10 protein-coding genes are annotated in these 11,623 nt (G+C 42.0%); 9 read left to right on the top strand and 1 reads right to left on the bottom strand.

The window, feature by feature from the left end; genetic code table 11:
* Window positions 1–55 precede the first annotated feature (55 nt).
* From ACFFIP_RS12050 to ACFFIP_RS12035, 4 genes are all read left to right on the top strand, one after another.
* Window positions 56–694, top strand: coding sequence for an acetyltransferase (locus ACFFIP_RS12050; protein WP_382387903.1), 639 nt, complete (start codon window positions 56–58; stop codon window positions 692–694).
* Between the two features lie 55 nt (window positions 695–749).
* Window positions 750–1,763, top strand: coding sequence for an oxygen-dependent tRNA uridine(34) hydroxylase TrhO (gene trhO / locus ACFFIP_RS12045; RefSeq protein ID WP_382387902.1), 1,014 nt, complete (start codon window positions 750–752; stop codon window positions 1,761–1,763).
* Window positions 1,726–2,592 (top strand): nucleoside phosphorylase, encoded by an 867-nt coding sequence (locus ACFFIP_RS12040; RefSeq protein ID WP_382387901.1) that lies wholly within the window; start codon window positions 1,726–1,728, stop codon window positions 2,590–2,592. Before trhO ends, ACFFIP_RS12040 begins: the two co-directional genes overlap by 38 nt.
* Before the next feature lie 307 nt (window positions 2,593–2,899).
* Window positions 2,900–5,392, top strand: a complete 2,493-nt coding sequence (locus ACFFIP_RS12035) for a TonB-dependent receptor (RefSeq protein ID WP_382387900.1) — start codon at window positions 2,900–2,902, stop codon at window positions 5,390–5,392.
* A gap of 141 nt (window positions 5,393–5,533) precedes the next feature.
* On the opposite strand, the gene ACFFIP_RS12030 is transcribed toward ACFFIP_RS12035, so the two are convergent.
* On the bottom strand, window positions 5,534–7,432 hold the full coding sequence (locus ACFFIP_RS12030; RefSeq protein ID WP_382387899.1) for an ABC-F family ATP-binding cassette domain-containing protein: 1,899 nt from the start codon (window positions 7,430–7,432) through the stop codon (window positions 5,534–5,536).
* A gap of 84 nt (window positions 7,433–7,516) precedes the next feature.
* On the opposite strand from ACFFIP_RS12030, the gene ACFFIP_RS12025 reads away from it, so the two are divergent.
* The 5 genes from ACFFIP_RS12025 (at window position 7,517) to ACFFIP_RS12005 (ending at window position 11,600) form a co-directional block, all read left to right on the top strand.
* The gene (locus tag ACFFIP_RS12025) at window positions 7,517–7,933 is read left to right on the top strand and encodes an RrF2 family transcriptional regulator (RefSeq protein ID WP_382387898.1); all 417 of its coding nucleotides are present in this window, start codon (window positions 7,517–7,519) and stop codon (window positions 7,931–7,933) included.
* Window positions 7,934–8,006: 73 nt separating this feature from the next.
* The gene (locus tag ACFFIP_RS12020; protein WP_382387897.1) at window positions 8,007–8,279 is read left to right on the top strand and encodes a DUF2061 domain-containing protein; all 273 of its coding nucleotides are present in this window, start codon (window positions 8,007–8,009) and stop codon (window positions 8,277–8,279) included.
* Window positions 8,254–8,958, top strand: a complete 705-nt coding sequence (locus ACFFIP_RS12015; protein WP_382387896.1) for a phosphoadenylyl-sulfate reductase — start codon at window positions 8,254–8,256, stop codon at window positions 8,956–8,958. The genes ACFFIP_RS12020 and ACFFIP_RS12015 overlap by 26 nt, the downstream gene beginning before the upstream one ends.
* A 196-nt stretch (window positions 8,959–9,154) precedes the next feature.
* Window positions 9,155–10,051: a sulfate adenylyltransferase subunit CysD gene (gene cysD / locus ACFFIP_RS12010; protein WP_106566795.1), complete on the top strand. Its 897-nt coding sequence runs from the start codon at window positions 9,155–9,157 to the stop codon at window positions 10,049–10,051.
* Between the two features lie 295 nt (window positions 10,052–10,346).
* Window positions 10,347–11,600: a sulfate adenylyltransferase subunit 1 gene (locus ACFFIP_RS12005; RefSeq protein ID WP_382387895.1), complete on the top strand. Its 1,254-nt coding sequence runs from the start codon at window positions 10,347–10,349 to the stop codon at window positions 11,598–11,600.
* The last annotated feature ends 23 nt before the right edge of the window (window positions 11,601–11,623 follow it).

Below are 11,623 nucleotides of genomic sequence, written 5' to 3'. Positions count from 1 at the left end.
TTTTTGCTTTAAAGGCTGAATTGCTGTACTTTTGCCATCCAATTATTACAAAAACATGGACAAACCAGTCATTATTTTGGGAGCAAAGGGGATAGCCCACCCCGCGTTGGAGATCTTCAATAGCAATCAGGTTATCGTGTATGGCTTTTTGGACGAGGATGAAAAGCTGCATGGAACAGAAATCAACGTGGTCCCAGTGCTGGGCAATCCGGAAGATGATGGCTTTCTCAAACTTATCGGTAAAAAATGCGAAGCATTTGTGGCAGTTGATGACAATAAATACCGTCAGTTTTTAGTCCAAATGCTGAATGAAAAAAGAAAGGTACAGCCGATCAATGCCATACACAAAACTTCATACATTTCCACCGATGCGACCTTAGGACATGGAAATTTTATCAATGCCCAGGCAAACATTGGCGCAGGTGCAAAACTTGGAAATCATTGTATCCTGCACAGCGCAGCGATCATTGATCACCTAGCAGAGATAGGGGACTTTGTACAGGTCGGAGCTGGCTCTATTATCAATGCGGGTGTGGTTGTGAAAGAAGGCGCCTTCATCGGATCCGGCGTGGTCATTGTTTCTGGTGTTACTATCGGAAAAAATGCCAGGGTAGGTGCAGGCTCGATCGTGATCTCGGATGTGAAAGACGGGGAAACCGTTTTTGGCAACCCTGCGGCGCCTATCAAGAAATAAAAAAATCAATTCAATTAATAAACCAAAACACCCTGTCGGAAACAGGGCCTAAGTTATGGAAAACAAAGATTACAACGTACTGCTTTATTATTGCTATGCCCAGATTGATGATCCTGAGGCTTACAGAGAAGAACACCATCTATTCTGTATTGAAAACAAGATCAGGGGAAGAATCATCATCTCCCCAGAAGGTCTCAATGGGACAGTTTCGGGTCTTAAGGAAGATTGCGAAAAGTACATGGCTTATGTGCATGCTGACCCTAGATTTGCCAAAACTGAATTCAAGGTTGATGCGCATGATCAGCATACTTTTGCAAAAATCCATGTTAGGGTCAAATCGGAAATCGTCCACAGCAGCCTGAGGCATATCGACCCAAATGTCAAAACTGGAAAACACCTCGAACCTGAAGATTTCAGAAAACTCAAAGATGAGGAAGATGTGGTCATCTTGGATGTGAGGTCCAATTACGAGCATGAATTGGGCAGGTTTAAGAATGCCATCACTTTGGACATAGACAACTTCAGGGACTTTCCGGAAAAAGTCAAAGAACTGGAGCATCTGAAAGGCAAGAAAGTTCTGACCTATTGCACAGGTGGTATCAAGTGTGAAAAAGCATCTGCCTTTCTTTTAGAACAGGGATTCCAGGATGTGTACCAACTCCATGGGGGCATCATCAAATATGGCATGGAAGCCGGTGGTGAAGACTTCGAGGGAAAATGTTACGTTTTTGACAACAGAATAGCGGTGGATGTCAACAAAGTCAATCCTACCGTCATCTCTACCTGTCATGTCTGTGGCACTGAATGCGACAGAATGGTCAATTGTGCCAACCCAACCTGCAACGCCCATCTTCCGATCTGTGAAAAATGTGGCTGGGAGATGGAAGGTGCATGTTCAGTGGAATGCAAGGAAAACCCTGAAAAACGCCCATATGACGGCACGGGATATTACCAGAAAAACACCAATGGTTACAATCCGTACAAAGGACTTTTCAGAAGACAGGATAAAGAAAAAATTAAACAAACGATTCATGAGCAAAAGGATTCCAGAGTCGGAGCTGATCATTAATCCTGACGGAAGTATTTATCATCTCAACTTGAAGCCAGAACACCTGGCTTCAACTGTTATTGCGGTGGGAGACCCTGACCGGGTAAAGAAAGTGTCCCAGTATTTTGACACGATTGAATTCACCCTATCCAAGAGAGAGTTTGTTACCCATACAGGTACCTATAAGGGAAAAAGGATTACGGCCATCAGTACAGGAATGGGTACAGACAATATCGAGATTTTTATGACCGAACTCGATGCCTTGGTCAATATAGACCTCAAAACCCGACTTCCAAAAGAAGAGCATACCAGCCTGAATATTATCCGAATAGGGACTTCAGGCAGTATGCGTAAAGAAATCCCCGCCGGGTCATTACTGGCCTCTGCCTATGGAATTGGACTGGATACCTTGATGGCATTTTACAAAACCGATTATTCTGCAATAGAAGAAAAAATCGGTTTGGAAATTCAGAAAAATCTCGGATTAAGTTTCCAGCCTTATTGTATTGAAGGTTCTAAAAAACTTCTTGAGCAAGTAGGTAAAGGCATGTTGCATGGCAATACCGTGACCTGCCCGGGATTTTTTGGTCCTCAGGGAAGGGAAGTAAGACTGAAACCAGCCATTCCTGATATCATTGAGAAATTGGGCAGCATGGATATTGATGGCTTCCAACTCACGAATTTTGAAATGGAAACATCAGGATACTATGCGATGGGTAGGTTATTGGGCCATGAAGTCATGAGCCTTAATGCCATCATTGCCAATAGGATTACGCATGAGTTTACCGAAAATGCCTATGGTATAGTCGACAGGCTGATCCAACAAACCTTAGAAAACTTAGTGGGGTAAAACACCCCACTTTTTTTTTACCCATCACCAAAAGCTTTTCAATACATTTTTTTTTGACTTCATTTTTCCCCGTTTATCCAAGCCATCTACAGACTATACCGAATATACGCATCTTATGTATATACACGATTTTTGAAAACTTGTTTGCCTGAGGTGCGTTATTAATATAGGTAATTAGTATTTATCCAATACAAAATAAAATTTAACCTTTAGGAGTTTAATCTCATTTTTTAGTTAAAACAAAATAAAACAACAACCATATGGGTATGTTTTAAAATTAACAATTACCTAAATCATAAAATATGAGATGTTTTCAAAATTAATTATTGTCAACATCATTTACACCAACTATCAAAAAAACACCAAAATGAAATCTGTTTTATCTAATTTATTATTGTCATTGAGTTTAATTTGGGCAAGTTCTACAATGGCCCAAACTTACACCATCAAAGGACGAGTGACAGATCGAGACAATAATCAACCGATGGAGTTTGCCAATATTGCCTTGCTGACACCTTCTGATTCTGCGCTCATAGCAGGTGGCATGAGTGATTTGGATGGTACTTTTTCATTTGAATCAGAGAAGGGCGAGTATCTTTTACGGGTTGGATTTATCGGATATGACAGCTATTTCAGAAAAATAAATGTTGGAGACAAAGAAGTTCTCAATGTAGGAAATATCAGAATAAGTACAGATGCCACAAACCTGCAGGAGGTAGTTGTAGAGGGTGTTTCATCCATTTTTGAAAGTGATATAGACAAAAGGACATACAATGTTGAAAACAGCATCGTTGCGGAAGGAGCTACAGCTTCAGAACTATTGGCCACATTACCCTCCATCCAAGTAGATGAAGAAGGAGGTATCTCCATGAGAGGGAGCGGCGAGGTATTGATCTATATCAACGGTAGACCTTCCAACCTTTCTTCTACAGACACAGACAATATTCTGGCACAGTTTCCTGCCAATAGCATCAAATCCGTAGAATTGATCACCAATCCTTCTTCCCGTTATGATGCTGCAGGTGTGGGCGGTATCATCAACATCATTTTGAAGAAAAATCAAAACCTGGGATTCAACGGGCAGGCAAATGTATCCGTAGGGACAAGGGATAAATACCAGGCAGGTCTTAACCTCAATTATGCCACTGAAAAAATCAATTATTTCTTCTCTTATAATTATCAGGACAGACGCAGATTCAGGGAAGGTGAAGGCTTTAGGGAAAACTTTATACCAGGTATATCAAGGTTCCTGGAACAGGATGATTATGAAATTGACAGAAGACAATCCTCTTTGATCAGAGGTGGCTTTGATTACAACATCAAGGACAATATGGTTTTGGGTTTTTATGGACAGGCCAATTTAGGCAAGTCAACAGAGGATGAAATTACCAATCAGCTGAATTTCAACCTTCCTAATTCAACTGATTCTCTTTTTGTCAGAGACAGAGTTGAAAAAAGTAAAAGGGCCAATTATGAAACTGGAGTCAACCTTACCTGGAACCTGGATTCTCTTGGTCAAAGACTTTATACCTCCATCTCCTATGCCTATGATACCAGAGATCAGATCGAGGAAACCAGCCAATCATTTTTCAATGCCAACGATGAATTTGTTCCTGAAAAAGGACTGACACAATTGAATGAAGCACCGAGAACCAGTAATTTCTCTATCTTCCAGTTAGATTATGAAAAGCCATTCGGAAATAACGGCAAGCTTGAAGCGGGCCTTAAAGGCACCTTTGGGTATTGGGACAGGGCACAGATTTTTGCTCAAGGTGACCAAAATTCCAATTTTATTCCCACAGCTGTAGACAGCCTCAATGACGCTTACTCATTTAATGAAGATGTCTATGCTTCTTATGTGACATTCAAGAACAAAGTCAACAATTTCGGATATCAGCTCGGGTTAAGAGCCGAATACACTGAAACCTTAGGGATACTGGAAAGCACCAATGAAAGGTTTGTAAATAACTATTTCAACCTATTCCCGAGCGTTTACACTACTTATTCCCTAGGTCAGGAAGAAGAATTATCCGCAAATTACAGTAGAAGGATCTCAAGGCCTGGAATATGGTCCCTTTCCCCAATTCTTAACCTTAGGGATCAGTTGAATTTTTCAAGAGGAAACCCCTTGCTGCAACCGGAATTCACCGACAGTTATGAAGTGGGCTACATGAAAGGATGGTCCAGCTATCTCCTCAATGCAACACTCTATCATCGCTATTCCACCAATGTCCAAACAAGAATCATCACACTTCTGGACAATAATGTAACGATTCAGAGCAGGGAAAATGCCAACATCAGAAAAAGTACAGGACTCGAATTGGTCAATCAATTCCAGGTCACAGATTGGATGGACCTGGCCCTGACCGGGAATCTTTTCTATTCAGAGATTTTCGGTGATAACCTGGGAGAAGGATTCAACAATTCAAACTTCAGCTGGACGCTTAACCTGCTTTCCAGTATGGCTATTCCAAACCTGTTCAGTGTGCAGCTTCAGGGAAATTACCGTGGGCCTATTGTCTTGCCTCAGGGGGAAATTGAACCAATTTGGGGATTGAACATCGGTGTCAAAAAAGACGTCATGAACAAAAGGGGAACGGTAAGCCTGAACGTATCCGATATATTCAATACACAGGTATTCCGAATCAAAACAGAGGACAGCAGGTTTGTTTTCAACCGGGCATTTAATAGGGAAACTAGAATCGGAACGATAGCTTTTACTTACCGTTTCGGCGGTTTCAAAGACCGAAATGGCCGCAATGGAGACAGAGAGGAATATGATGAAGACATGGATTTTTAAAGGGAACCATTTAACCAGGACTTCCTAAGCTCCTTACTTAACCCCATGAACTTTAGCCACTATACCATACTCCGTGAACCTCTGTGTCTTCTCCGTGCATCTCTGTGTGACATAAAAAATATTCTCCTTTACAGAAACCAATTATTCAATCCCATCCAGTTCGCTCAGCTCCAACCAGCGCATTTCCAGCTCTTCCAATAAACCATCTAGCTCCTGTATCCTAATGGACCAATCCAAAAGTGCCTGATGATCCTCGGTTCCTTCTGAAATCCTAGCTACCAACTCCTCTTTTTCCACGGTGAGCTTTTCGATTGTAGCATTGATCTCCTCAAATTCCTTTTTCTCTTTAAAGCTGGCTTTTACTTTGGCAGGTCCATTTCCTGCACTTTTCTCTTTTTCCACTTTCGCAGGCTTTTCCTGCTTGCTCTCCTTTTCAATGGATCTCTGCTCCTTTTCCCACTCTCTAAAATCAGTATAGTTGCCAGGGAAATCCTTGATAATCCCCTCTCCTTCAAAAACAAATAGATGCTCCACCAACCTGTCCATAAAATACCTGTCATGGGATACAATGATCAAACAGCCAGGGAAGGTATCCAGAAATTCTTCCAGGGTATTCAGGGTCACAATATCCAGGTCATTGGTAGGCTCATCCAAAATCAGGAAGTTGGGACTTTTGATCAGCACCATCAACAGCTGTAGCCTTCGCCTCTCTCCTCCACTCAACTTCGCTATTGGTGTATGCTGCTGTTTTGGGGGAAAACCAAATTTATTCAAAAATTGGGACACGGTAATGGTACTTCCTCCGGCCACAGTCACCACCTCGGCCACCTCCTTGACAATGTCGATCAGTCTTTTTTCTTCGTCAAACCTGTCTTCTTCCTGCCTGTAATAACCGATGGCAGTGGTCTGACCCATATTGATTTTCCCATTGTCAGGCTCAATGAGTCCAGTGATCATATTGAGGAAAGTGGTCTTTCCAGCGCCGTTGGGGCCAACGATACCTATTTTATCCCCTTTCTTGAAGGTATAGCTGAAGTCTTTGACTATTTTTTTATCATCAAAAGACTTGTTGATCTTTTCAATCTCGATGATTTTATTGCCCAACCTTTGTGTGGTTACAGTCAGCTCAATCTCACGCTCTTCTCTTTTTTGAAAGGCTTTTTCCTTGGTTTCCTCAAAAGCATCTACCCTGTACTTGGCCTTTGTACCCCTTGCTTTGGGCTGCCTGCGAATCCATTCCAGTTCTTTTTTATAAAGGCTTTTGGCTTTCTCCTGCTCAGTAGCTTCAATTTCTCTTCTTTCAGCCTTCTTCTCTAGGAAATAACCATAATTACCCATGTAACGGTAAATATTGCCATTGTCAAGTTCCAGAATCTGATTGGTCACTTTCTCCAAAAAATACCGGTCGTGGGTCACCATAAACAGGGCAAGGTTAGCCTTCGAAAGGTAATCTTCCAACCATTCGATGGTCTCTAGATCCAGATGGTTGGTAGGCTCATCCAGCAACAACAGATCCGGTTTCTCCAAGATGGCTTTTGCCAATGCTACCCTTTTTCTCTGTCCACCGCTCAGGTTACCTACCGGCAGCTCCGTATCGTTAAGTCCTAATTTGCCCAAGACTTCCTTAATCTGAAACTCATAATCCCAAGCCTGCAATGCGTCCATTTTTTCGAAAAGCTTTTGCAGCACATCTCCATTATCTTTTCCCATTTCAGAATCCAGCATGGCTTTGTGGTAATCCTCGATCACCTGAAGCGTTTCATTTTTACTCCCTTCAAAAATGGTCTGAAAAATGGTTAAATCCCCAGCAAAAACAGGATTTTGGTGGACATAAGAAACTTTGATCTGCTGATTGATGGCAATATTGCCGGAATCTGCCACTTCAATCCCCATGATGATCTTCATCAATGTGGATTTTCCCGCTCCATTAATGCCGACCAAGGCTATCTTCTGCCCCTGATCTATGCCGAAAGAGATGTTCTGAAAAAGTTTACGCTCGCCAAAAGACTTGCTTAGATTTTCTACTGATAGGTAATTCATGCCGCAAAGATAGGGTAAATTAAAATTGGATAATGGAAAATTCCGCCCCTTTGAAGAATAAATAAAAAACCTATTTTTGCATATATGCTATCCAAAAAAACCAAATATGCCCTGCATGCGCTGACCTATCTCGGCAAACACCGCGATCAAAAAACTGTCCTGATTCAGGATATCTCTGAAGAATATGGCATCTCTCATAAATTCTTGGAAAATATCCTTCTGGAACTGAAAAAGGCAGGCATTCTGGGCAGCAAAAAGGGCAAAGGTGGCGGTTACTACCTCATCAAAGACCCCAAAGATGTACCACTTAGCAAGGTTATTCGCTTGTTGGAAGGCCCTATTGCCCTACTCCCCTGTGTGAGTTTAAACTATTACGAACCCTGCGTGGAATGCAAGGATGAAACAAAATGTGGCTTGAACAAAGTCATGATCCAAGTTAGAGACGAAATGCTTAAAGTGTTGGAAAACAAGACATTATCAGATATTTTAGATCAAGAGTAAAATTTTTTCCCTATTTACCCTATTATTTTAATAGGTTTTGTATAGTTTTGCTTTTAAGTTTAAATTATAATCTATGATCCTAGACCAGCCAATCAAGCGATGGTTTATTACCAAACAAGGTAAAGACAGCAATGTAAAAAGTCTGATGAAATCCATCTCATGGAGAGTTGTCGGAACCCTGGACACAATGGTGATCTCATTTTTGGTTACCGGCCAACTCGTCATGGCTGTTTCAATAGGATCCATAGAAGTAGTGACCAAAATTGCCCTGTATTACCTCCACGAACGTGCTTGGGAGTCAGCCACAAAAATTGATAAAGATGAGCCTAAAAAGGAATTTGCATAATTTAAGTGATAAGATCGATCAGCTCAGTCCAGTTGATGGACTTGCTTTATTGTCCGATCTTTTTCAGGGAAAAGTAGTCTTTTCTTCTTCTTTGGGACAGGAAGACCAGGTCATCACGCATTTCATAGCAGAAAAGAATTTGCCTATCCAGATTTTCTCCTTGGACACGGGAAGGCTTTTCCCTGAAACATTGGATTTATTGGCCAGAACTGAAAACAAATACGGGTTAAAGATCAAAGTTTTTTATCCAGAAAGGCCATCATTAGAAAACCTGGTCCACAAGACTGGGATCAATGGTTTTTATGAGTCAGTTGAAAATAGGAAACAATGCTGCTTTGTCAGAAAGGTTGAACCCTTGAAGCGTGCCTTGGCGGGAAACAGCATTTGGGTTACCGGCTTGCGTGCCGAACAAAGCCCCAACCGCTCTCAGATGCGCAAAATAGAATGGGATCAAGCCAATCAAATCATCAAATACAATCCACTTTTGGACTGGACTTATGAGCAGATGCTTGGCTTTATCCAAGAAAATAAAATCCCTTACAATCCTCTTCACGACAAAAGTTTTATCAGTATTGGGTGTGCACCATGCACCAGAGCAATTTCTCCAGGAGAAGACCCAAGAGCGGGCCGTTGGTGGTGGGAGGAATCGAAGAAGGAATGTGGATTGCATGGGAAATGAGAATTTAGAGACAAGTAGCTAGAAACAAGAACCAAGAGTATTCCGGATTTCGGAAGGCTTATATAGGATTGACAGATAAACTCACATATTTCGCTATTTATCAATAATAGAGCAATCGAATTTCTACATCAATCCATGTCTTGCCTCTTGATTCTTGTTTCTCTTTATAAATTAAAAACTAAAATAAAACATACGCATGTCAACCATATATTTCAATCCTAAAGAATCCGAATCCATTCACATCCTTCGGGAAGTAGCGGCGCAGTTTGAGCGACCGGTATTGCTTTTCTCTGGAGGGAAGGATTCCATCACCTTGGTACGCTTGGCCCAAAAGGCTTTTTATCCTGCCAGGATTCCTTTTCCATTGTTGCATATAGATACAGGCCACAATTTTCCTGAGACGATACAGTTTAGGGATGAATTGGTGAAAGAATTGGGATTGGAGCTGATCGTTAGGAATGTACAGGACTCTATCGATCAAGGAAAGGTACGTGAGGAAAAAGGACGCTATGCCAGCCGTAATACCTTGCAGACTACCACCCTTTTGGATGCTATCGAAGAATTCAAGTTCGATGCCTGCATAGGAGGTGCCAGGAGGGATGAAGAAAAAGCAAGAGCAAAAGAGCGGGTATTCTCTGTCCGGGATGATTTTGGACAATGGGATGAAAAAAACCAACGCCCCGAACTCTTTGATATGCTGAATGGACGCATAGAGCAGGGACAAAATGTGAGGGTTTTCCCTATTTCCAATTGGACTGAATTGGATGTTTGGGAATACATCAAAACCGAGAACATCAAAATCCCATCCATCTACTTCGCACACAAGCGCGAAGTGTTCTTTCGTGATGGCCTGATCTGGACTGCAAATGAACATGTATACAGGGAACCTCATGAGGAGGTAGTAGAGAAAATGGTACGCTTCCGTACTGTTGGAGACATGACATGTACAGCAGCAGTGCTCTCCGAAGCCGACACGCTGGAAACCGTTGTAGAAGAAATCCGTCAGTCTACCCTGTCAGAACGCGGCGCCAGGATAGATGATAAAAGATCAGAAGCAGCGATGGAAAAGCGAAAGAAGGTCGGGTATTTCTAGAAGCGAGAGTGTAAGGCATGGAGAGAAGATTATAAGTGATAGCTAGAGAAATATGCTTCGCGAAATACTAATGAAATATGCCTTCGGCGAAATAATATGGGTTTGATTAACAAAAAGGTTTTCCAAAAAAAAACGAATCAGTTCTCTAAATACTAACGAATCCATAGAATTTCATACCCTTTATTTCAACCTTGTTTCTAATTATTTCCACTTTATTTCACTTCGAAAATAATCGTATTTCTACAAAATTCAAACCCTAGCGCCTTTGCGCCTTTTCGAGAAAAAAACAACGAGCATGGAAAATAGAAAACTTATAAAAATAGCTACCGCAGGATCCGTGGATGATGGAAAAAGTACCTTGATCGGAAGATTATTGTACGATACGGGTTCCTTGACCACCGACAAATTGGAGGCAATCGAAAAGACCAGCCGTCAAAGAGGCTTTGATTACCTTGACTTTTCTTTGGCCACAGATGGATTGGTAGCCGAAAGGGAACAAGGCATCACGATTGATGTGGCTCATATCTATTTCAATACAGATAAGACCAACTTTATCGTGGCAGATACGCCCGGACACGTGGAATACACCCGCAACATGGTTACAGGCGCCTCCACTTCCCAAGTGGCCATCATCTTGATTGATGCCAGAAAAGGAGTCATAGAGCAAACCTATAGACATTTCTTCATCAGTAATTTACTCCGCTTGAGCCACGTAGTGGTTGCCATCAACAAGATGGATTTGGTGGGTTATGATGAAGATGTATTTCTGAAAATCAAAGCTGATTTCGATGCTTTGGTTGAGAAAAGCAACTTTAAAACCGAGCAGATTACCTTCATCCCCATTTCTGCCCTCAAAGGGGAAAACATTGCCAAGAAGTCCGCCGAAATGCCTTGGTATTTGGGGAACACCTTGTTGGACCATTTGGAAGTTCTGGAGCCGGAAGATTTGCAGGAGCAGGCTTTTGCAAGATTCCCGGTACAGTATGTGATCCGTCCCAAAACTGATGCTTTCCATGACTTCAGAGGCTTCTCTGGAAAGTTGTATGGAAGCAGCCTTCAGGTTGGGGATAAGGTGACAATCCTTCCTTCCTTTACCGAGTCCAAAATCAAATCAATTCAATTCTTCGATCAGGAGTTGGACCTGGCTGTTCCTGGAGCTTCCATTACCCTCACTTTGGAAGATGAGGTAGATATCAGTCGAGGGGACATGATCGTCAAATCGTCTGAATTGCCCAGCTCTGAGAAAAGCATTACCGCCACCATCTGTCAGGTAAATCACAAGCCATTGAGAATTGGTGAGAAATATACCTTACAGCATGGTGTCAATCGGGTATTGGCCAGAGTGGAGTCTATCCAATCCAAAATCCAGACCGATTTCAGCGGGGAGGAAAGGGCTGAGGCCTTGAAATTAAATGATATTGGCAAGGTGAGTTTCAAACTCAGCAAAGCGATTCATTTTGATCCCTACCAAGTCAACCGTTCCAATGGCAGCTTTATCTTGATTGATGAAGGCACTCATGATACGGTGAGTGTGGGGTTTATTGTCTAGTGTACCAAGTACAAAGTACCATG

Source organism: Fontibacter flavus (assembly GCF_042432905.1).
Taxonomy (GTDB): domain Bacteria; phylum Bacteroidota; class Bacteroidia; order Cytophagales; family Cyclobacteriaceae; genus Fontibacter; species Fontibacter flavus.
Note: the sequence above shows the minus strand (reverse complement) of the source record. Positions and strands in the feature narration are given on the sequence as shown.

What these genes read in the sequence shown, in the direction of transcription:
- ACFFIP_RS12050 (WP_382387903.1), top strand. Translation starts at nt 56, where the DNA reads ATGGACAAACCAGTCATTATTTTGGGAGCAAAGGGGATAGCCCACCCC.
- trhO (WP_382387902.1), top strand. Translation starts at nt 750, where the DNA reads ATGGAAAACAAAGATTACAACGTACTGCTTTATTATTGCTATGCCCAG.
- ACFFIP_RS12040 (WP_382387901.1), top strand. Translation starts at nt 1,726, where the DNA reads ATGAGCAAAAGGATTCCAGAGTCGGAGCTGATCATTAATCCTGACGGA.
- ACFFIP_RS12035 (WP_382387900.1), top strand. Translation starts at nt 2,900, where the DNA reads ATGTTTTCAAAATTAATTATTGTCAACATCATTTACACCAACTATCAA.
- ACFFIP_RS12030 (WP_382387899.1), bottom strand. Translation starts at nt 7,432, where the DNA reads ATGAATTACCTATCAGTAGAAAATCTAAGCAAGTCTTTTGGCGAGCGT.
- ACFFIP_RS12025 (WP_382387898.1), top strand. Translation starts at nt 7,517, where the DNA reads ATGCTATCCAAAAAAACCAAATATGCCCTGCATGCGCTGACCTATCTC.
- ACFFIP_RS12020 (WP_382387897.1), top strand. Translation starts at nt 8,007, where the DNA reads ATGATCCTAGACCAGCCAATCAAGCGATGGTTTATTACCAAACAAGGT.
- ACFFIP_RS12015 (WP_382387896.1), top strand. Translation starts at nt 8,254, where the DNA reads ATGAGCCTAAAAAGGAATTTGCATAATTTAAGTGATAAGATCGATCAG.
- cysD (WP_106566795.1), top strand. Translation starts at nt 9,155, where the DNA reads ATGTCAACCATATATTTCAATCCTAAAGAATCCGAATCCATTCACATC.
- ACFFIP_RS12005 (WP_382387895.1), top strand. Translation starts at nt 10,347, where the DNA reads ATGGAAAATAGAAAACTTATAAAAATAGCTACCGCAGGATCCGTGGAT.